Genomic DNA, 20,367 nt, shown 5'->3' with positions numbered 1-20,367 from the left:
AGGCGTCGGGAGAATGGACTCCGACGGTTCATGCTGCCCCGACGACCCGGAGGTGACGAGTGTCCCACCCGATGGCCGGCGGCGGCATGGGCGGCTGGAGCATGCTCCGGTCGCTGCGTAACCGCGACGAGGTCTCCGCCCACGAACTCAAGCGCGGCACCGCCCGGCGCATCGTCGCGTTCGCCCGGCCCTACCGCCGCGACATCGTCGTCTTCCTGATCACCGTGGTCATCGCCGCGGTGATCGGCGTGGCCACGCCGCTGCTCGCCGGCGACATCATCGACGCGATCGCCGGCGGCGGCGCGGACGCCCGTTCGACGGTCGTCCGGCTCGCCCTGATCATCGCCGGGCTCGCCGTGGCCGACGCGCTGTTCTCCCTGGTCCAGCGGTGGTATTCGGCCCGCATCGGCGAGGGCATCATCCTCGACCTGCGCACCCGGGTGTACGACCACGTCCAGCGGATGCCGTTGCAGTTCTTCACCCGCACCCAGACCGGCGCCCTGGTCAGCCGGCTCAACAACGACGTGCTCGGCGCCCAGCGGGCGTTCACCTCGACGCTGTCCGGCGTGGTCAGCAACGTCATCCAGCTCGTGCTCACCGCCGGGGCGATGCTCGTGCTGTCCTGGCGGATCACCGTGCTGGCACTGGTGCTGCTGCCGATCTTCATCATCCCGGCCCGCCGGGTCGGCCGGCGGCTGGCCGAGATCACCCGCGAGTCGTACAACCTCGACGCCAAGATGAACGCGACGATGACCGAGCGGTTCGGCGTCGCGGGCGCGCTCCTGGTCAAGCTGTTCGGCGCGCCGGAGGTGGAGGCCGACCGGTTCGCCCGCCGGGCCGAGCGCGTACGCGACATCGGCATCCAGTCCGCGATGTACTCGCGGACGTTCTTCGTCGCGATGCTGCTGGTCGCGTCGCTGGCCCAGGCGCTGACGTACGGCGTCGGGGGCTGGCTGGCGGTCACCGGGGCGGTCAGCGCCGGCACCGTGGTCAAGCTGGCGCTGCTGCTGACCCGCCTCTACGGCCCGCTGACCGCGCTGTCCAACGTCCGGGTCGACGTGATGAGCGCGCTCGTCTCCTTCGACCGGGTCTTCGAGGTGCTCGACCTGCGCCCGCCCATCGCCGAGAAGCCCGACGCGGTGCCGGTGCCGCGCGGCACCGGCCGGGTCGAGTTCCGCGACGTGCGGTTCCGCTACCCGAGTGCCGCCGAGGTGTCGCTCGCCTCCCTGGAGGAGGTCTCGACCCTCGACCGGACGGTGAACGAACCGGTGCTCAGGGGCGTCTCGTTCGCCGTCGAGCCGGGGCAGATGGTGGCCCTGGTCGGCCCCTCCGGCGCCGGCAAGTCGACGCTGTCCATGCTGATCTCCCGGATCTACGACGTCAGCGACGGCCAGGTGCTGGTCGGTGGCGTCGACGTACGAGATGCGACGCTCGCCTCGCTGCGCGACGAGATCGGCGTGGTCACCCAGGACTCGCACCTGTTCCACGAGACGATCCGGGAGAACCTGCGCTACGCCAAGCCCGGCGCCACCGACGACGAGATCTGGGCGGCGCTGGCCGGCGCGCAGGTGGCCGACCTGGTTCGGGCGCTGCCCGACGGGCTCGACACCACTGTGGGCGAGCGGGGTTACCGCTTCTCCGGCGGCGAGAAGCAGCGCATCGCCATCGCCCGGCTGCTGCTCAAGGCCCCGTCGATCGTGATCCTCGACGAGGCCACCGCCCACCTGGACTCGGAGAGCGAGGCCGCTGTGCAGCGGGCGTTGTCGGTGGCGCTGGCCGGGCGTACCGCGCTGGTGATCGCGCACCGGCTCTCCACGGTGCGCGACGCCGACCAGATCCTCGTGCTCGACGAGGGCCGGATCGTGGAGCGCGGCCGGCACGGCGAGCTGGTGGCGGTCGGCGGCCTGTACGCCGAGCTGTACCGCACGCAGTTCGCGGTCACCGACTCGCCCGCCCCGTACGCGGAGGCGGAGCAGCCCGAGCCGGTGGTGACCACCGTCCCGATGGGCACCTACGTCGCCCACGAGGTGATGCCCCCGGCGGCGGCCAACTAGCGGACCGACGAGGCGCCCTAACCCGCGACGACAGCGGCGCGCAGTTCGGCGAACGCGGCGCCGAGCGTCTCCGGGGTGAAGTGGGCGTTCAGGCCGCTCGGGTTGGGCAGCACCCAGAGCCGGGCCGCCGCGAGCGTCTCCGGCTGCGGCCCGAAACCGGCCTTCGGCCGGGCGAACCCGATCCGGTACGCGGTCACCCCGACCACAGCCACCCAGCGCGGCCGGTAGCGCTCGACCTTGGCGGTGAGCGTGGCGGCGCCGTCGACCAGCTCGCCGGCGGTCAGCTCGTCGGCGCGGGCGCTGGCCCGGGCCACCATGTTGGTGATGCCGAGGCCCAGCGCCGGAAGCGTGTCCTGTTCGCTGGGGTGCAGCAGGCGCGGCGTGAAGCCGCCCCGGTGCAGTGCGGGCCAGAACCGGTTGCCCGGCCGGGCGAAGTGCCAGCCGGTGGCCGCCGACCACAGGCCCGGGTTGATGCCGACGAACAGCACGTCCAGGCCGGGCGCGATCACGTCGGGCAGCAGCCGGTCGGCCGCCGCGGCGAGCTGCTCGCGGCTGGGCCGGGGGTGGCTGCGGGCGGGCGTGCCCGGTCCGGGCGCGGCCTCGGGCCGCCCACCGCCCGGCCGCCGTCGACCGCTCACCGGCCCGCCGTCCCGGGTGACCGGCCCGCCACGGGAAGCCCGACCACCGCCGCCACCGTCACAGCCCGCGCAGCGCGCCGCCGTCGACCGGAACGGTGATCCCGGTGACATACCCCGCGGCCGGGGAGAGCAGGAACGCGGCCACCCTGCCGAACTCCGCCGGGTCGCCGATGCGCCCGAGCGGGATCGCCGCCTCGGCCTGCGCGCGGGCCCGCTCCGGATCGCCGGAACCGGCCAGCAGCTCCCGGTTGCGGTCGGTCATGATCCGTCCCGGCAGCAGGCTGACCACGCGTACGCCGCGCGGGCCGAACTCGTCGGCCATGTCCTTGGCCACGCCGGCCAGGCCCGGCCGCAGGCCGTTGGAGATGCCGAGACCTGGCAGCGGTCCGCGTACCGACGTGGACAGCACCAGCCCGATCGCGCCGCCGCCGGTGAGCGCGCCGGCCACCGTACGGGCGAGCCGGACGCCGCCCAGGAAGACCGTCTCGAACGACTCCCGCCACTGCTCGTCGGTGACTGTGGCGGCGGTGCCGGGCGGCGGGCCGCCGACCGAGATCAGCGCGCCGTCGAGGCGGCCGAAGTGTTCGCGGGCGGCGGTGACGAGCCGCTCCGGGGTGGTGGGGTCGGCGAGGTCGGCGGTCAGCCCGATGGCCCGCTGCGGGTCGCCGAGCGCCTCGATCGCGGCGGCCACCCGTTCCGGGGTACGCGCGGAGATGACCACCCGGGCGCCGTCGGCGACGAGGTGTTCGGCGGTGGCGAAGCCGAGGCCGCCGGAGGCACCGGTGAGCACGTACACCCGGTCGGCGAGTCCGAGATCCATGCATCGATCCTGCCGTACCGGCGGGTGCCTGTCAGCGCGGGGCGGGCCGCACCAGGCGTACCCGGCCGGCGACCTGGACCGCGACGGCGCCGCCGACGCGGGCGAGGGCCGGCAGCCGGCGCGGCCGGGGCGGGCGGCGGCCGTCGTAGCGGCTCGCGGCCTCGCGCACGGCCAGTTCCTCCGTGCCCAGCGGCGGCAGCGCGTCCCGGTCGCGCAGGTCGCGGGCCAGGTCCCAGCCGTCGCGCAGCGACCCGTTGGTGGGACGGCCGTCGGCCCACGTGGTGAACGTGGCCGGCCAGGCGGACCCGAGGCCGGCGGCGAGCAGCGGCCAGTGCCGGGCGACGTCACCGGCCCGTTTGCGCAGCAGCGCCCGGCGGGCCGCCTCGACCGGGGCCGGGGTGAAGCCGGGCGGCAGCGGTCCACCGGCGACGAGCGCGGCGACCAGCTCGGCCTGCCGGGCCGCCAGGTCGCCGCTCACGTGACCGCCGGGTGGTCGGACGCGGCGGCCAGCGCGTCCAGCTCGCCGCGCAGCTCGGCGGCGGGCGGGTAGTGCCCGTCGCGTTCCAGCAGCAGCGCGGGCGGCCGGCGCCGGGCGCACAGCTCGCGGACCAGGTCCAGCACGGCCTCGGGCACCGGATCGGTGTGCGTGTCGTGGTAGAAGCCGCCGTGTTCGGCGCCGCCCGCGACGTGCACGTAGGCGATGCGTTCCAGCGGCAGCCGGTCCAGCAGCGCGGCCGGGTCGCCGCCCCGGTTGCGGGCGTTGGCGTGCACGTTCGCCACGTCGAGCAGCAGCAGCGCGTCGGTGGCGTCGAGGATCTCGGTGAGGAAGTCCCCCTCGTCCAGCTCGTCGTCCGGCCAGTCGAACAGCGCCGCGATCGGTTCCAGGGCCAGCGGCACCGGCAGCTCCGCCTGCGCCCGCCGGACGTTCGCCACCACCGCCGCGACCGCCTCGCGGCTGCGCGGCAGCGGCAGCAGGTGACCGGCCTCCAGGCCGCCGGCCCGCACGAACGCGATGTGCTCGCTCACCAGCGGCGCGTCCAGGGCCGCGGCCACCCCGGCCAGGTGCGCCACCCGGGCCCTGTCGACCGGCTCCGCGCCGCCGAGGGACAGCCGCACCCCGTGGGGTACGACGTCGACGCCGCGTTCGCGCAGCTCGGCGAGCCCGTCCGGGAGCGGCGCGACCGGCGCGACCGCCTCCGCGACCACCTCGACGAAGCGCAGCCCCGGCAGCCCCGCGACGAACCCGGCGATCTCGGGGCGCCAGCCGATGCCCACGCCGGACGGCCCGGTCATCCGCCGCACCCGCCTCCGCCGCAGCCACCGCCCCCGCCGCACGAGCTGCCGCCGCCGCAGGAACTGCCGCCGTCGGCGGTCGCCCCGCCGCCGCAGGAGCTGCCGGAGCTGGCGCCGCCCGCGTTGCCCATCGCCTGCCGCTGGATCTCGGCCTGCTCCGCGAAGCCCGGGTCCATGGTCCAGAGCGTGGCGGTGCCGAACAGCGCCACGCCCAGCGCCACCTCCGTCGGGCCGTACGTCGCGTACGCGGGCCCGGCCGCCGGCCGCAGCCAGGTGTGCCGGCGGCGCATGTCGTTCAGCGCGGCGGTGGCCGCCCGGGTACGCCAGGGCACGCGGTTGAGCAGCACGAACGCGAGGCCGAGCGGGAACAGGCTGAGCAGCAGCCAGCCGGTGGGCCGGTCGTTCAGCAGGCCGGAGACCGCGCGCACGATGCCGATCGCCAGCAGGAATCCGACAAGCAGCGCGCCGCGCCGCAGCGTCCGGCGCCGTTCCTGGTCCAGTGCCAGGCCCCGGCGTACCAGGCCGTCGCGCAGGTCGTCGAGCGCGCGCCGGACCCATTCGTCGGCGGCCAGGTCCCGGGTACGCAGACCCCGGCTCGCCGCGTGGTGGACCGCCTGGTCCAGCGGGGTGGCCCCGGCCGGCAGCGGGCCGCCGGTGGCGAGCCGCCGGTCCGGTCGTACGCCGACCGCGCCGGAGTGGCGCAGCCCGCCGAGCGCGGCCCAGACGGCGAGCTGGTCGCCACCGTTGAGGTACGCGACCTGCTGCGGACCCAGGTCGCCGTACGCGGTCACCGGCGTGCCCGCCAGCATGCGCCGCCGGTACACGATCGCACCGATGACCAGGACGACGGCGAGCAGGAGGTACCAGCGCAGGAATACGGGGCCGGGGATGCCCCAGGTGTCGGAGGGGGTCATCGTCTGCTCCTGTCGCGAGGAGGGGTCGCGGCTCATTGTGGAGCAGGCGCGCCAGAGCCGATCTCCTGGAGGGGCGTAGTTACCGGACCGAGACCGGTGCCGGTTCAGTGCCGGCGGACGGCCTCCTCGACCAGGTCGAGCACCCGGGCCAGGTCGCCGGCCGGGCGGCCCATCGCCAGGTGCAGCACCAGCCCGTCGTAGGCCAGCTCCAGGAGTTGGGCGAGCACGTCGATCGGCACGTCGTCGCGGAGGACGCCTGCTTCGCGCTGGCGCAGCAGGCGCTCCCGGGTGGCCCCGGCGATGGCTTCGGAACGTTCCGCCCAGCGCTTGGCGAAGGCGGGGTCGGTGCGCAGCCGGCGGGAGACCTCCAGCTGGCTGCCGAGCCAGCCGGTGGTGTCCGGCGAGACGGCCCGGGCCAGCAGGTCGCGCATGACCTGCACGAGGCCGTTGCGGGCCACCGTCTCCACCATGGCGGCGGCGTCGTCCTCGGCCACGGCGAGGAAGAGGGAGTCCTTGTCCCGGAAGTGGTGGAAGATCGCGCCCCGGGACAGGCCGGTGGCCTCCTCCAGCCGCCGCACGGTGGCGCCCTCGTAGCCGTGCCGGGCGAAACACGCCCGCGCCGCCGCGAGGATCTCCTGTCGGCGCGCGTCGAGCTGGTCCTGACTTACTCTGGGCACGAACGGATCGTCGCAGGTGGAACCGGCCGATGCAAACCGTACGTACGGCTTGAGATGCTCCCACGCTTGATCGTCTGCCGCCGCCTGGCGGTTACGATCGGCGCGTGACCGCCATCCCCGCGCGCCCGCTCACAGTCGCCGCCGTCCAGGCCCAGCCCGTCCCCGGCGACGTCGCCGGCAACGCCCGCGCCGCCGCCCGCCTCGTCGGCCGGGCCGGGGACGCCCGCGTCGTCGTGCTGCCCGAGCTGTTCCTGCCGGCGTACCACCCGCCGACGCTCGGCGCCGATCCGGAGGCCACGGACGTGGCAGCCGACGCCGACGGCCGGGTGACCGACGCCCGGCTGGACCCGCTGCGCTCCGCCGCCGCCGACGCGGGCGCGGCAGTGGTGATCGGCGCCGCCGTCCGCCACCCCGACCGGCGGCGCACCATCTCCTCGCTCGTCGTGGACCCGGCCGGCACGGTCACCGCCGCGTACGACAAGCAGCAGCTCTGGAACGGCGAGCGGGAGCTGTTCGACGCCGGACGCCGGGGCGCCACGATCGAGGTCGACACGTGGCGGCTGGGTCTGGGCGTCTGCTACGACGGCTGTTTCCCGGAGCACGCGCGGGCCGCCGCCGCCGACGGCGCACACGGCTACCTCTGCCCGAGCGGCTACCTGGCCGGCTCGGCGCACCGCCGCGACCTCTACTACGCCGCCCGGGCGCTGGACAACACGATGTACGTGGTGTTCGCCAACTCGGTCGGCGGCACCGATCCGTGGCGGTTCAACGGCGGCGCGGCGGTGTACGACCCGGAGGGCCGGCCGCTGGCCCGGGGCGCCGACACCGGCGAGGACGTGCTGGTGGCCACGCTCGACCCGGACGCGCTGGCCGCCACCCGCGCGGAGCACACGATGCTGCTGGACCGCCCGCTCGACGCCGGGGCGGATCGCGCCGTCCTCGTGGCCTGATCGCCGTGGCGGAGCCCTGGGCCCTGTCGGTGCTCCGGCCGTTCCCGTAGGGTGCCCAGGTGCCGTTGCTCCTGCTTGATCTGGACAACACCCTGCTGGACCGCGACGGGCCGTTCCGCGCCTGGGGAGAACGCTTCCTGGACGGCATCGGCGCGCCCCGGGCCGACCTCGACTGGTTGGTGTCCGTGGACGCGGACGGGCTGACCAACAGGTGGGACGTGGCGGATGCGATCCGCGACCGGTACGCGCTGCGCATCCCCTCGATCGACCTGGTCGACGAGCTGCACGACGGCGTGGTGGCCCACATGCGGCTCGATCCGCTGGTGGCCTGCGCGCTGCGGATCGCGGCCGACGCCGGCTGGGTGCCGGTGGTGGTCACCAACGGCGCGTCCCGTCAACAGGACGCCAAGATCCGCAAGACCGGCCTGGACCGGTACATCGCCGACTGGGTGATCTCCGAGGAGGCGGGGGTCAGCAAGCCGAACCCGAGGATCTTCGCGCTCGCCGCCCAGCGGGCCCGGATGCCGCTGCGCGGCGCGTGGGTGGTCGGCGACAGTCCGGAGGCGGACATCGGCGGCGCGACCGCCGTGGGCCTGCCCAGCGTCTGGCTGCACCGGGGACGCCGCTGGTCCGACCCGAGGTTCGCGCCCACCCGGATCGAGGACGGTCTGATCGCGGCCGTCGCGGCCGTCCTGGCCGGCTGACCGGCGCGGGCGGCGGCAGCGCGGGCGGCGGCGCAGCGACAAGGCGGCGACGCGGCGGCCGCTCGGAAAACCCGTTGACCCGCTGCGGGCGGGGCACGAGCATGGTGCCGCGCGGGTGCGCAGCCGGGGTGTGCCCGGTCGAGGAGAGGAGGTCGGTCATGGCCGTTTTCGCAGGGTCGTACCACCTGCCTCCACCAGCCTCGATCGAAGGACAGATCCACCCGTGCACGATCACGACTTCCCGGCGCCGCAGCGCCGTGGCCGCGGCAAGAGCCGCTTCGACGACGACGAACCCGATTTCCTGAAGCGGGGGCGGCACACCCCGCCGACCCTCACCGACCCGGACGCCGAGCCCGAGGCGGAGGACGCCTGGTCCTCCTGGGATCAGGCCGTCCACGGACCCGAGCCGCGCCCGGACTGGCTGGTCACCGAACTGGCCGCCCGGGACACCGAGCTCGGGGTGCTCAAGACCGGCAAGGAGGCGGACGTCCACCTGGTCCGCCGCGCCGTGCCGGGCACCGGCCGCGCGTGCCTGCTGGCGGTCAAGCGGTACCGCGACGCCCAGCACCGGCTGTTCCACCGGGACGCCGGTTACCTGGAGGGCCGCCGGGTGCGCCGGTCCCGCGAGATGCGGGCGATGACCGGCCGCACCGCGTTCGGCCGGCAGATGATCGCCGGGCAGTGGGCGGCGGCCGAGTTCGCCGCGTTGTCCCAGCTCTGGGAGATCGGGGCCGCCTCCGGGCGGATCGCCGTGCCCTACCCGGTGCAGCTGCTCGGCACCGAGTTGATGCTGGAGTTCGTCGGTGACGCCGAGGCGGGGGAGGCCGCGCCGCGGCTGGCCCAGGTCCGGCCCGACGACGACGAGCTGCGTGACCTGTGGGACCAGCTCGTGGAGGCGCTGACGGTGCTCGCCCGGGCCGGGTACGCGCACGGCGACCTGTCCCCGTACAACCTGCTGGTGCACGCGGGCCGGCTGGTGATGATCGACCTGCCGCAGGTGGTCGACGTGGTGGCGAACCCGCAGGGGGCCGACTTCCTGGCCCGCGACGTGCGGGTGGTGGCCGCCTGGTTCACCGCCCGCGGGATGCCCGCGACGGTGACCGACCCGGTGGCGCTGACCGAGGCGCTGCTGCGGGAGGCAGGCATCCGCTGACCGACGAGCGTCCCGGGCGGGAGACCGCCCGGGACGCCGGTCCGGTCGGGGTCACTGGAGGTAGCGCTCGACCTCCGGCACCGGGCGCTCGCCCTGGGCGTCCGGGTCGCCGTGCGCCTGGCGGGCGGCCCGGCGGCGGCGCAGCAGGTCCCAGCACTGGTCCAGGGACTCCTCCAGCGCGCGCAGCCGCTCCCGCGCTTCGTCGTCGGTGCCGGCCTCGTGCTGCTGCGCGTCGGCACGCAGCCGGTGCTCCTCGTCGACGAGTTCCGAGATCCGGCTGAGGATGGTCTTGTCGTCCATGCCCGAAGCTTGGCACAGCGGACGGGTCCGCGCCCGCGTTCTGCCGCCGTCCGCGCAGAGGTGAGCGTTGCTCGCTCTCCGCAACGGCCACTGTGTACGCGGGTGACGCATATCCCACGGACTCCATTATCGACAAAGAGATTGTTGTTACGCGAAATATCCTCCGACCTGCCTTTTGATCTGCCGTTCAGGATGGCATGCTCGCGAGCAACGTCACGGGTCGATACGGAGTCGCGACCCTGAGTCAACCGAGGGAGCGTTCAGGTGCCCGAACCAGCGGACACACCGAGGCCCACCGGCCGACCCCGAACCGTGCCGCTGCGGCAGATCCTGCCGGCGGTGCTCCGCGACCCCGCCCGGGCCCTCATCGACATCGGTAACCGTACCGAAGGCGACCTGGTCCGGCTCAACCTCGGCTCGTTCCGCCCCTACCTGGTCACCCACCCCAAGCACGTGCAGCACGTCCTGCGCGACCGGGCCGACAACTACGAGCGGGCCGGTGACGGGCTGTTCTGGCGCCCGGTCAAGCGGCTGTTCGGCGAGGGGATCCTCGGCGAGGGGCAGATCTGGTCGGCCAGCCGGCGGATGCTCCAGCCGATGTTCACCGCCAAGCGGGTGGAGGCGCTGGTCAACGGGATGGCCGACGCGATCCGCGACGCCGTCGGGGAACTGGACGAGCCGGCCCGCGCCGGGCAGCCGGTCGACATCGGCGTGGAGCAGGCGCGGATCGTCAGCCGGGCGATCATGAAGGTGCTCTTCGCCGACCGGATCTCGGTGCCGGACGCGATGCGCGTGATCGAGGCGCAGGACCGGATCGCCACCGCCGTCATCCCCCGGATCATCGTGCCGTTCGCGCCGCTGTCCCTGCCGATGCCGGGGGACCGCACGTTCGCCCGCGCCGTCCGCATCGTCGACGACGTGCTGGTGCCGATCGTCCGCGAGACGCGCGAGTCCGCCGACCAGGGCGACGACGTCATCTCGACGCTCTGGCAGGCCCGCACCGACGACGGGCGGCAACTCGACGAGCGGCAGGTCCGCAACGACACCGTGGCGATGTTCGCCGCCACCACCGAGACCACCATCAACGTGCTGACCTGGGTCTGGCCGCACCTGGACCAGCACCCCGAGGTGGCCGGGCGGCTCTACGCCGAGATCGACGAGGTGGTCGGCGGCGAGCCGGTACGCCGCGAGCACCTGAGCCGCCTCACGTACACCCGGATGGTGCTGGACGAGTTGCTGCGGCTCTACCCGATCGGGTGGATCATCCCGCGCCGCGCGGTCGCCGGGGACGTCATCGACGGCGTGCCGATCGAGCCCGGCGCCACGATGGCGGTCAGCCCGCTGATCACCCAGCGGATGCGGCAGTTCTGGGACCGCCCGGACGAGTTCGACCCGGAGCGGTTCCGCCCCGAGCGGGTCCGGGCCCGCCACCGGTACGCCCACTTCCCGTTCGGCGGCGGGCCGCACCAGTGCCTCGGCATGTACCTGTTCTACCTGGAGGCCCAGCTCATCCTCGCCACCATGCTCAGCCGCTACCGGTTCCGGCTGCACCGCCCCGGCGTACCCGGACTGCGGCTGGCCGCGGCGCTGCGGCCGCGCGAACGCGTCGAGCTGACGCTCGTCGCCGCCGGGCGGACGGAGCCGGCATGACCGGCGGGCCGGCACCCGATCCGCTTGCCGTCGCCGCTGAGCAGGGCCGGGTCTGCGCGCTCGCCGCGCAGGGCCAGCGCGGCCTGCGCAAGGCCGCCGCCGCGCACCCCGAGCTGTTCCCCGGCGACCCGTTCGACGCGACGCTGTTCAGCAGCATCGCGCAGGCGATGGCGTTCAGCGCCCCCTGGCACACCGCCGCCGAACTGGCGGTGACGAACCGTGCGGTGCTCTGGGGCTTCGCCGTCGACTGGCTGGTCGACCACCAGGCCACCAGCCGGGCCGAGGTCGACCGGATCACCGCCGTCTGCCTGGACGTGCTCGACGGCGGCGAGTCCGCCGACCCGCTGGGCCGGTTCCTCACCGATCTGCGCGACGACGTCGCCGCCGCGCCCGCCTACCCGGCGCTGCGCGGCCTCTGGCGCGACGCGACGGCCCGTATGCTCGGCGCGATGGCCCGCGAGTGGGACTGGCGGCACACCGGCCGCCCCACGCTCGCCGACTACCTCGCCAACGCCGACAACCTCGCCGCCACAGTGGTGAACGTGGCGCACTGGATCCACACCGGATCGGTGTCCGACGCCGCCACGCTGGCCCGGCTGATCGAGGTCGGCGACGAGGTCCAGCGGGCTCTGCGCCTGGTCAACGACCTCGGCACCCACCGCCGCGACGCCGAGTCCGGCGACCTCAACGCGCTGCTGCTGGTGGACGACCCGGCCGAGGTCGAGCGGCGCTTCGCCGAGCAGGTCGACCACTGCCGCGTCCTGCTGGCGAAGCTGGCCGGCGAGGTGCCGCGGGAGGCCGACTTCCTGTCCCGGCAGCTCGGTTTCACCACCGGCTTCTACCGGAACACCGACTTCTGGGGTGTGCGGTGACGCTCACCGCCGGATCGGTGCCCGCCACCCGGTCCGGGACCACGCACGACCTGATCACGGCGCTCGGCGGCGAACCGGAGGGGCAGACGTCACCCTCGGTCTACGAGACCGGTCGGCTGGTCGCGCTCGCGCCCTGGCTCGACGGCCACGACCGGCGTGTGGCCTGGCTGCTGGACCGGCAGCGTCCGGACGGCGGGTGGGGCGGTGCCGGCGGGTACGCGCTGGTGCCGACGCTGAGCGCAGTCGAGGCGCTGCTGACGGTGCTGCATCGCGACGGCCCGGCCGCCGCGCCCGCCGGCGCCGCGCACCGAGGGCTGGCGTACCTGACCGGCGCGCTGCGCGCCGGCGCCCCGCCGGACCTGCCGGCCACCGACCTGATCGTGCCGACGCTGCTGGCCGCCGTGGACCGGCACCTCGACGGCCCGGCCGGGCCGCCACCCGGGCTGGCCGAGTGGGCCGGCCGGCCCCGCCTGCCGCTGCCGGCCGGTCTCGACCCGGCCCGCCTGACCGGGGTACGCGGACTGCTCGCCACCGGGAGACCGGTACCGGAGAAGCTGGCGCACGCGCTGGAGGTGGCGGGCGAGCTGGCGTACCGCGCGCCCGGGGTGCGTCCCTCGGCCAGCGGCGCGGTCGGTGCCTCACCCGCCGCGACCGCCGCCTGGCTGGGCGGGCCGGAGCCCGGACCGGCACTGGACTACCTGAACGCTGTCGCCCGGCCCGGTCCGGTGCCCTGCGCGAGCCCGATCACCGTGTTCGAACGGGCCTGGGTGCTCGGCATCCTGGTCCGGGCCGGTGTGCCGGTCGGCGCGCCCGAACCGGTGCTGACCGAGCTGCGCGCCGCTGTCGGACCGGCCGGTGCGGCCACCGCGCCCGGCCTGCCCACCGATGCCGACACCACGGCGGTCACGCTCTTCGCGCTGGCCCGGCTGGGCCGCGCGCCAGGTGTCGCGCCGCTGGCCGGGTTCGACACCGGACGGCACTTCTGCACCTGGCCGGGGGAGGACGGGACGTCGCTGACCACGAACGCGCACGTGCTCGACGCCCTCGGCGAGCAACCGAGCGCGCCCGGCGTCACCGGCGCCCGGCGCCGGGTCACCGGGTGGCTGCTGGACCGGCAGGAGCCGGACGGGCGGTGGGAGGACCGCTGGCACGCCTCGCCGTACTACGCCACCTACGCGGTGCTGCTGGCGCTCGCCGACCACGCGCCGGACGGCGCGGCGCGCGCCGCGGTCGAGCGGGGGGTGGCCTGGCTGCTGGACACGCAGCGCCCGGACGGCTCCTGGGGGCGGTGGGACGGCACCGCCGAGGAGACCGCGTACGCGGTGCTCGCCCTGGCCGACGCGGGCCGGCCCGGCGACGCCCGGATCACGTCGGCGCTGGCGCGGGGGCGCCGCCGACTGTCCGAGCTGGACGGATGCGACGGCGAACCGGCACTATGGCACGACAAGGACCTCTACCGCCCGACGCGGATCGTGCGCGCCGCGGTGCTGGCGGCCTCCGGCCGTGCCGGGGCGACCCGGACCGGGGCCGCACCTACCATGATCAGGATCGCTTGAATGAGGTTCACGACGGCTGCTAGCGTGCGCCGGAGTCGATCGGATTTCGGACCGACCGAAGACCGGGCCAGGACGGTGTGATGGGTTCCCGCAGTACGAATCTCCGTACGAAGATCATCGCGCTGCTGGCGTCGCTGACCGCGCTCTGGGCGTTCGCCGCATGGGTGACCGTACGGGACGGATTCAACCTGCTCGGCGTGCAGACGCTCAACGCGCGCGTCTTCGAACCGAGCGACCCGCTGCTGCAGGAGCTGCAGGCCGAGCGGCGGCTGTCGCTGCGCTACCTCGGCGAGTCCGACCCGGGCCGGTTGCAGGAGCTGGAGGCCCAGCGCGCGCGTACCGACGAGACCGCCGGCGCGTTGTGGCGCTCGGTGCGGGACTGGCGCACCGAGATCCCGGCCAGCGAGGAGCTGATGCAGCGGCTCGACGAGCTCAAGGTCGAGCTGGACCAGCTCGGCCAGGTACGCGCCGACGTCAGCCGCAAGACCATCGACCGGACCACCACGCTGATCGCGTACGACGAGGCGGTCGACGGGATCTTCGCGGTCTTCGACGCCCTCGGCGGCCTCGACGACGACGAGATCGCCAAGGACACCGCCGCGCTCATCGACCTCAACCGGTCCCGGGAACTGCTGTCCCAACAGGACGCGCTGCTCACCGGCGCGATCGCGGCCAACCGGATCACCGTCGGCGAGCAGACCGCGTTCGCCCGCCTGGTCGGCGCGCAGTGGTTCCTCGCCGACCGCACCGCCCGCGAACTCGCCCCCGGCGACCGCGCCCGCTTCGACCGGATGGTCGAGGGCGACGCGTTCCAGCAGCTCCGCACGCTCCAGGACCAGGTGCTCGCGGCCAAGGGCGCCGAGGTGCGCCCGCCGGTGACCGCCACGGCCTGGCAGGCCGCCACCGAGAAGGCGATGGCCGACCTGCGCGAGGTCATCCTCGCCGGCGGTGAGGACATCGTGTCCCGGGCCACGCCGGTCGCGGTGGGCGTCATCGTGCGGCTGGTGCTCGCCGCCGGTCTCGGCCTGATCGCCGTCATCGCCTCCGTGGTCGTCTCGATCACCACGGCCCGGGCACTCGTCCGCCAGCTCGAACGGCTCCGCGAGGCCGCCTTCAAGCTGGCCCACGAACGCCTGCCGAGCGTGGTGGACCGGCTGGGCCGCGGCGAGGAGGTGGACGTCGCCCGCGAGGCGCCACCCCTGCAGTTCGGCGACGACGAGATCGGCCAGGTGGGCAAGGCGTTCAACGTCGTGCAGGAGACCGCCGTCCGGACCGCCGTCGAGCAGGCCGAGCTGCGCCGCAGCGTCCGCGACGTGTTCCTGAGCCTGGCCCGGCGCACCCAGGCGCTCGTGCACCGGCAGCTCACGCTGCTGGACGCGATGGAACGGCGCGAGCACGACGCCGAGGAGCTGGAGGACCTGTTCCGGGTCGACCACCTGGCCACCCGGATGCGGCGCAACGCGGAGAACCTGATCGTGCTCTCCGGCTCGACGCCGGGCCGGGCCTGGCGGCGCAACGTCCCCATGGTCGACGTGGTGCGCGGCGCGGTCGCCGAGGTCGAGGACTACACCCGGGTCACCGTGCGCCCGCTCGGCGAGGTGTCGCTCACCGGCCGCGCCGTCGGTGACGTGATCCACCTGCTGGCCGAGCTGATCGAGAACGGACTCTCGTTCTCCCCGCCGCAGACCACTGTGGAGGTACGCGGTCAGCTCGTGGCGAACGGCTTCGCCATCGAGATCGAGGACCGCGGCCTCGGCATGAGCGCCGACGAACTGGCCGCCGCCAACGCGCGCATCGTGGACCGGTCCGAGCTGAATCTCGCCGACGCCGCCCGGCTCGGCCTGTTCGTGGTCAGCCGGCTCACCGAGCGGCATGGCGTCAAGGTGCAGCTCAAGGAGTCCGCGTACGGCGGGACGACGGCTGTGGTGCTGATCCCGCGTGAACTGATCACCGCCGACGGCGCCGACGCGGCCGACGCCCTTCCCGCACCCGGGACGGCCCTGCCCGCGGCGCCCGCGCCGGACCCGGTGCGGAGCACGCCGGCGGGCGACGGCGACGGACCGGCGACCCCGTCCGGCCCGGACGGCGCCGCCGAACCGGACCAGCCGGCCGAGCCCGCCCCGCAGGTGCCGGAGCCGGTGACGCAGGCACCTCGGCTGACCCCGTCCGGGCTGCCGGCGCGTACCCGCAAGCGGCAGCCCGCGGTGGCGGGGCCGACCACGGAGCTGGCAGTGGTGGAGCGGCGGCCCGCCGCCACGACGGACGCGGCAGAGGCGTCGCCGGCGACGGAGCCGGAGACCGAGGCGGAGACGGCGCCGGTCACCGACGCGGGACTGCCGGTCCGGGTACGCCAGGCCAGCCTCGTGCCGGAGCTGCGGCACGACCAGACCGCGGCGGACGACGACGACGGCGACGACACGGCGCGTGCACCGGAGCAGGTGCGCCGGATGATGAGCTCCTACCAGAGCGGCACCCGACGCGGCCGTACCGACGCCGCGCGCCTGCTCGGCGGAGCGCAGGGGGCCGGCGGTGGGCCGGCCGACGCGGACGAGCAGGTTACCTGACCGGGACGTCGACGCGACGGAAACCGGAAGCTGACGGCACACCAGCCGGGAAGATGAGGACGACGAGTGGCGCAGAAGACGGCTTCGAGCGCGGATCTGACGTGGCTGCTGGATGACCTGGTCGGCCGGGTCAAGCAGGCGGAGCACGCCGTGGCGCTCTCCACCGACGGACTGTTGATGGCCTCGTCCCGCGGATTGAGCCGGGACGACGGCGAGCACCTGGCGGCGATGGCGGCGGGCATCCAGAGCCTGGCCCGCGGCGCGGGCAAGCGGTTCGGTGGCGGGCACGTACAGCAGACCATCATCGAGATGCAGTCCTCCTTCCTGTTCGTCACCGCGGCCGGGCGTAACGCCTGCCTGGCGGTGCTGGCCTCGGAGGACGCGGACGTCGGCCTGATCGCGTACGAGATGGCCATGCTCGTCACCCGGGTCGGCCGGTTCGTCGCGTCACCGACCCGGGAACAGCCCCTCGGCGAGAACGCGGCGCGATGACCGGCCGGGGGGACTCCGCGGAGCAGGAGTGGGTGGACGACCACGCCGGCCCGGTGGTGCGCCCGTACGCGGTGACCGGGGGCCGGGCCCGCCCGGTCACCGGCACGTTCGACCTGATCTCGCTGGTCACCTCGACCCGCACCGATGTCGGGTCGGAGTCCGGGCTGGGCCCGGAGCACGTGGCGATCGTCGGCCTCTGCCAGCGGATCCTCTCCGTGGCCGAGATCGCCGCCCATCTCGACCTGCCGGTGGGCACGGTCCGGGTCCTCCTCGGAGACCTGGCCGCCCGCAGCCTGGTTCAGGTACGCGAGCCGCGCGCGACCACCGCCGGCCTTCCCGACGAGCACGTTTTCGAGGCGGTAATCAATGGACTACGGGCGCTCTGAGCGGCCGGCGGGCGCCGCGCCGCTGCCCACCGCGATCAAGATCCTGATCGCGGGCGGGTTCGGCGTCGGCAAGACCACAATGGTCGGCGCGGTCAGCGAGACCCGGCCGCTGCGCACCGAGGAGGTGCTGACCGAGACCGGGATCGGCATCGACGACCTGTCCGGCATCGAGGAGAAGTCGACCACCACCGTGGCGATGGACTTCGGCCGCATCACCATCAGCGACGACCTGGTGCTCTACCTGTTCGGCACGCCCGGGCAGGACCGGTTCTGGTTCGTCTGGGACGAGCTGGCGCTCGGCGCGCTCGGCGCCGTGGTGCTCGCCGACACCCGCCGGTTGGCCGACTGCTTCCCGTCGATCGACTACTTCGAGGGGCGCGGCACGCCCTTCGTGGTGGCGGTCAACTGCTTCGAGGGCGCCAAGACGTTCCGTCTGGACGAGGTGCAGGCCGCGCTCGACCTGGACCCGGGCGTACCGGTGGTGCTGTGCGACGCGCGCAAGCGGGAGTCGGCCAAGGAGGTGCTGATCACGCTGCTGGAGCACGCCATGAAGCTGCGGGAGGCGCGCCGCCGCGCCGCCGAGGACTGAGCGGTCACACGTCGACGGGGGAGTGGGATGACCGAGGTGACGGTCCGGGGGATGAACCCGGACGAGTTCGACAGATGGCAGGACGAGCTGGCCGCCGGGTACGCGCGGGAGCACGTCACGGCCGGCAACTGGACGCCCGAGGAGGCGCTCGACCGGGCCCGGGAGGCCAGCGCCGCCTTCCTGCCGCAGGGCATGGCCACGCCCGGCATGCTGTTCCTGGTCGGCGAGCTGGCAGACGGCTCACCCGTCGGCCGGCTGTGGATCGGCCTGACCCACCCGCGCGGTCTCGCCGACTGCGCGTTCCTCTACGACATCGAGGTGGCCGCCGGGCACCGGGGCCGGGGCCTCGGGCGGGCGCTGCTCGCGGCCGGGGAACGGGCGGCCCGGGAGCACGGCGCCCAGGCGCTGGAGCTGAACGTCTTCGGCGCCAACGAGACGGCACGCAAGCTGTACGAGACGTCCGGCTACCGGGTGGTCACCCAGCAGATGCGCAAGGATCTGTCCTAGCGCCGGTCCTCACAGACGGGTGGCGGTGCGGACCAGCCCGACCGGCGTCCGGGACCGGCTGTGCTTCCTGCTCACCGATGCCGGACGGCAGCACCTCCACCCGATGCCCAGCCGCCGCGCGCTACCGAGGTGGTGTTGGCGGCTACGTCGAGGACGCGGGCACGATCCCGTGGTGAGCGCCGCTCGTCGGCACCACATCACCGGGTTGCAAGGAGGACACGCCATGCCTCTGCTGCGAGTCCACCTCGACAGCGACCCGACCACGGCCCGCCGCGTCCTGCACCTGCATCGCGACGGCGGCGTCCATCACGAGTCGCGGGAGGTGGCCCGGGAGCAGGTGTGGCGCCAGGGCCGCACCCCGGCCGGTGACCCGGTCTTCGTCGGCATCACCAACGGGCGTCGCAGCGTGCGACTGCTCTACGACGTCGAGGTCTACTCCGACACAGTTCCGTGAACGCTCGCCGGCACTCACGCCCGCGGAAATGGGAATTGCGCCCGGCTCGGCCGCTGATCGTGAGCGAGACGCAATTCGGCGGACCGGTGCGCCGGCCCACGCAATCCGGCGAACGCAATCCGGCGAACGCATTTCGGTGAATCAGTCGCCGATCGCGTCCCGCATTCGTTCCCTCGTCCAGTATTCGGACGGGTCGGTGGCACCCGGGCTCGGATTGTGCGTCGCGACCAACGGGCCGGGCGGCGCCGGTCGCCCCGCGCCGCCGTCGCGCGCCGCGAGGACCACGACGGCCGCGGCGACGGCGAGCGCCGCGACGGCGGCCGCGCCGAGCAGCACACGATGTGACATGTCGCCTCCTCCGGGCCGGGTGCCGGTCCGCCTGGTGCGCCGGTTGGCACACCAGGCGGACCGTCGGTCACCAGGTGTCGTTCGCGTACGTGTTGTAGAGCGTCCCCACCACCGCGGCGGAGAAGTACGGCGAGCCGTTCGTGTTCGAGCCGCTCGAGTAGCTCATCACCCCGTGCACGTCACCACGTCTGGTGGTGTTGTCGTAGCTGTAATACCACGGGCCGCCGCTCGAACCGCCCCCGAAGCCGCAGTTCATCTCGATCCGGTTGCTGCCCGCGTCCCTCGACGTGCCCGAGCAGACCCACTGGATCTCGCCGCTGTCCTTGTTGCTCGGGTAGCCGAAGATGTCGTAGTGGTACGCCCGGCCACCGCCGGTGAGCAGCCCGTTCGCGCCGACCGCATCCACGATCGACCGGCTGCCGTAGACGAGCGCGACCGCCACGTCGTACTGCCGCTCGCGGGTGCTGATCCAGCCGCTGGGCACCGCCAGCGTGGACCAGTCCCAGGTGCCGTACGGCTGTGCGCCGTTGCGGTACGACGGCACGAACATCCAGTTCGCGGTGTGCCAGTCCCGGCCCGGCCCGTCGTGCACGCAGTGCGCGGCGGTGAAGACCATGTTGCGCGCCGGGCTGTTCACCACGCTCGCCGAGCAGTAGTGGCCCAGGCCGTCGGTCGAGCTGGTGTAGAAGATCTTTCCCACCGTGATCGACTCGTTGAGCTGGGTGCCGAAGCCGCTGCCGTCCTTCGGCGCCACCGCCTCCGCGAAGCGCCGCACCCGCTCCGCCGTGGGGCTCTGGGTGACCGGGCCGGCGGACTTCTCCACCTCGTCGGCCGGAGTGGCCGCCGCCATGCGCTCGGCCGTCCAGTAGGCCCTGGCCTGCGAGGACGACCCCGCCTTGCGCTCGATCGATGTGACAGCGGCCGGAGCGGCCGTGCCTGCGGCGGTGTCGGCCAGTGCCGGAGTGCCGGCGAGGACCGCTGGCAGGATCAGGGCCGGCAGGGCCAGAAGTCTGATCGTCGTCTTCATGAAATCCTTCCCAGTGTTCGATTCCCGGATCGAAACTGGAGCGCCCCCGTTGTTCATCGCGATATCGGCAACGTATCGACGGGATTCGGAGCGTGTCAACGAATCATGGACGTCGATTGTCGGCAGTGTCGGATGTGCGATCGGGGGCGAGGGACATCATCGAATCGCAATTTCGTAATGAGTGGGGTGCCGGCTTCAGCGGGTCGTTCGTTGCCGCCGGTTCGTGAGCGGCGTCCGGCCTCGGAGCCGTGACGAAGGGACCGGGACCACGATGACTGCTGATCCGCCGCCCGCCACCGAACGACTGACCTTCGCCGAGATGACCGTCGACGACCTCGGCGACATGGCCGCCATTCTCGGCGACCCGGTCGTGATGCGCTACTACCCGCGACCGTAGATCCGGGCGGAGGCGCTGGACT

At 73.9% G+C, this 20,367-nt stretch carries 23 protein-coding genes; 14 read left to right on the top strand and 9 right to left on the bottom strand.

The window, feature by feature from the left end; all coding sequences use genetic code 11:
• Positions 1–71: 71 nt before the first annotated feature.
• Entirely contained in the window at positions 72–2,054 is a 1,983-nt protein-coding gene (locus O7622_RS24025; RefSeq protein ID WP_282314206.1) for an ABC transporter ATP-binding protein, read from the top strand.
• Between the two features lie 17 nt (positions 2,055–2,071).
• Here O7622_RS24025 and mug read toward each other — a convergent pair whose 3' ends face one another.
• From mug to O7622_RS23995, 6 genes are all read right to left on the bottom strand, one after another.
• Positions 2,072–2,692 (bottom strand): G/U mismatch-specific DNA glycosylase, encoded by a 621-nt coding sequence (mug, locus tag O7622_RS24020; protein WP_282310455.1) that lies wholly within the window; start codon positions 2,690–2,692, stop codon positions 2,072–2,074.
• Between the two features lie 58 nt (positions 2,693–2,750).
• Positions 2,751–3,512, bottom strand: coding sequence for an SDR family oxidoreductase (locus O7622_RS24015; RefSeq protein WP_282310454.1), 762 nt, complete (start codon positions 3,510–3,512; stop codon positions 2,751–2,753).
• 31 nt (positions 3,513–3,543) lie between these two features.
• Positions 3,544–3,990, bottom strand: coding sequence for a hypothetical protein (locus O7622_RS24010; RefSeq protein ID WP_282310453.1), 447 nt, complete (start codon positions 3,988–3,990; stop codon positions 3,544–3,546).
• Complete coding sequence (locus O7622_RS24005) at positions 3,987–4,805, bottom strand: DUF692 family multinuclear iron-containing protein (RefSeq protein ID WP_282310452.1); 819 nt, start codon at positions 4,803–4,805, stop codon at positions 3,987–3,989. The genes O7622_RS24010 and O7622_RS24005 overlap by 4 nt, the downstream gene beginning before the upstream one ends.
• A complete protein-coding gene (locus tag O7622_RS24000) occupies positions 4,802–5,719 on the bottom strand; it encodes a TIGR04222 domain-containing membrane protein (protein ID WP_282310451.1) in 918 nt (305 codons plus the stop codon). Before O7622_RS24000 ends, O7622_RS24005 begins: the two co-directional genes overlap by 4 nt.
• Positions 5,720–5,823: 104 nt before the next feature.
• The gene (locus tag O7622_RS23995) at positions 5,824–6,396 is read right to left on the bottom strand and encodes a TetR/AcrR family transcriptional regulator (protein ID WP_282310450.1); all 573 of its coding nucleotides are present in this window, start codon (positions 6,394–6,396) and stop codon (positions 5,824–5,826) included.
• A gap of 104 nt (positions 6,397–6,500) precedes the next feature.
• Between O7622_RS23995 and O7622_RS23990 the strand changes: the two genes are divergently transcribed.
• From O7622_RS23990 to O7622_RS23980, 3 genes are all read left to right on the top strand, one after another.
• Positions 6,501–7,346: a carbon-nitrogen hydrolase family protein gene (locus O7622_RS23990; RefSeq protein WP_282310449.1), complete on the top strand. Its 846-nt coding sequence runs from the start codon at positions 6,501–6,503 to the stop codon at positions 7,344–7,346.
• Positions 7,347–7,405: 59 nt separating this feature from the next.
• Entirely contained in the window at positions 7,406–8,050 is a 645-nt protein-coding gene (locus O7622_RS23985) for an HAD-IA family hydrolase (protein WP_282310448.1), read from the top strand.
• 223 nt (positions 8,051–8,273) lie between these two features.
• Positions 8,274–9,203: an RIO1 family regulatory kinase/ATPase gene (locus O7622_RS23980; RefSeq protein ID WP_282310447.1), complete on the top strand. Its 930-nt coding sequence runs from the start codon at positions 8,274–8,276 to the stop codon at positions 9,201–9,203.
• A gap of 51 nt (positions 9,204–9,254) precedes the next feature.
• Here the strand turns inward: O7622_RS23980 and O7622_RS23975 are convergent, their stop codons facing one another.
• Positions 9,255–9,503 (bottom strand): DUF2630 family protein, encoded by a 249-nt coding sequence (locus O7622_RS23975; protein WP_013287422.1) that lies wholly within the window; start codon positions 9,501–9,503, stop codon positions 9,255–9,257.
• 312 nt (positions 9,504–9,815) lie between these two features.
• Here O7622_RS23975 and O7622_RS23970 point away from each other — a divergent pair, with 312 nt between their 5' ends.
• The 9 genes from O7622_RS23970 to O7622_RS23930 all read left to right on the top strand — a co-directional run bounded on the left by O7622_RS23970 (position 9,816) and on the right by O7622_RS23930 (position 18,573).
• Positions 9,816–11,153, top strand: a complete 1,338-nt coding sequence (locus O7622_RS23970) for a cytochrome P450 (protein ID WP_282314205.1) — start codon at positions 9,816–9,818, stop codon at positions 11,151–11,153.
• Positions 11,150–12,025: a terpene synthase family protein gene (locus O7622_RS23965; RefSeq protein WP_282310446.1), complete on the top strand. Its 876-nt coding sequence runs from the start codon at positions 11,150–11,152 to the stop codon at positions 12,023–12,025. Before O7622_RS23970 ends, O7622_RS23965 begins: the two co-directional genes overlap by 4 nt.
• A complete protein-coding gene (locus tag O7622_RS23960) occupies positions 12,022–13,581 on the top strand; it encodes a prenyltransferase/squalene oxidase repeat-containing protein (protein ID WP_282310445.1) in 1,560 nt (519 codons plus the stop codon). Before O7622_RS23965 ends, O7622_RS23960 begins: the two co-directional genes overlap by 4 nt.
• An 80-nt stretch (positions 13,582–13,661) precedes the next feature.
• Positions 13,662–16,145, top strand: coding sequence for a nitrate- and nitrite sensing domain-containing protein (locus tag O7622_RS23955; RefSeq protein WP_282310444.1), 2,484 nt, complete (start codon positions 13,662–13,664; stop codon positions 16,143–16,145).
• Between the two features lie 66 nt (positions 16,146–16,211).
• The gene (locus tag O7622_RS23950) at positions 16,212–16,637 is read left to right on the top strand and encodes a roadblock/LC7 domain-containing protein (protein WP_013287417.1); all 426 of its coding nucleotides are present in this window, start codon (positions 16,212–16,214) and stop codon (positions 16,635–16,637) included.
• The gene (locus O7622_RS23945) at positions 16,634–17,023 is read left to right on the top strand and encodes a DUF742 domain-containing protein (protein ID WP_013287416.1); all 390 of its coding nucleotides are present in this window, start codon (positions 16,634–16,636) and stop codon (positions 17,021–17,023) included. Before O7622_RS23950 ends, O7622_RS23945 begins: the two co-directional genes overlap by 4 nt.
• The gene (locus tag O7622_RS23940) at positions 17,004–17,612 is read left to right on the top strand and encodes an ATP/GTP-binding protein (RefSeq protein WP_013287415.1); all 609 of its coding nucleotides are present in this window, start codon (positions 17,004–17,006) and stop codon (positions 17,610–17,612) included. The genes O7622_RS23945 and O7622_RS23940 overlap by 20 nt, the downstream gene beginning before the upstream one ends.
• A gap of 27 nt (positions 17,613–17,639) precedes the next feature.
• Entirely contained in the window at positions 17,640–18,119 is a 480-nt protein-coding gene (locus O7622_RS23935; protein ID WP_282310443.1) for a GNAT family N-acetyltransferase, read from the top strand.
• Positions 18,120–18,342: 223 nt separating this feature from the next.
• Positions 18,343–18,573: a hypothetical protein gene (locus O7622_RS23930; protein ID WP_282310442.1), complete on the top strand. Its 231-nt coding sequence runs from the start codon at positions 18,343–18,345 to the stop codon at positions 18,571–18,573.
• Positions 18,574–18,714: 141 nt separating this feature from the next.
• Here the strand turns inward: O7622_RS23930 and O7622_RS23925 are convergent, their stop codons facing one another.
• Both O7622_RS23925 and O7622_RS23920 read right to left on the bottom strand, forming a co-directional pair.
• A complete protein-coding gene (locus O7622_RS23925) occupies positions 18,715–18,921 on the bottom strand; it encodes a hypothetical protein (RefSeq protein WP_282310441.1) in 207 nt (68 codons plus the stop codon).
• A gap of 67 nt (positions 18,922–18,988) precedes the next feature.
• Positions 18,989–19,948: a hypothetical protein gene (locus O7622_RS23920; RefSeq protein WP_282310440.1), complete on the bottom strand. Its 960-nt coding sequence runs from the start codon at positions 19,946–19,948 to the stop codon at positions 18,989–18,991.
• A 271-nt stretch (positions 19,949–20,219) separates the two neighbouring features.
• On the opposite strand from O7622_RS23920, the gene O7622_RS23915 reads away from it, so the two are divergent.
• Positions 20,220–20,345 (top strand): hypothetical protein, encoded by a 126-nt coding sequence (locus tag O7622_RS23915; protein WP_282310439.1) that lies wholly within the window; start codon positions 20,220–20,222, stop codon positions 20,343–20,345.
• Positions 20,346–20,367: the final 22 nt, after the last annotated feature.

This window comes from Micromonospora sp. WMMD1076, from assembly GCF_029581475.1.
Classification (GTDB): domain Bacteria; phylum Actinomycetota; class Actinomycetes; order Mycobacteriales; family Micromonosporaceae; genus Micromonospora; species Micromonospora aurantiaca.
Note: the sequence above shows the minus strand (reverse complement) of the source record. Positions and strands in the feature narration are given on the sequence as shown.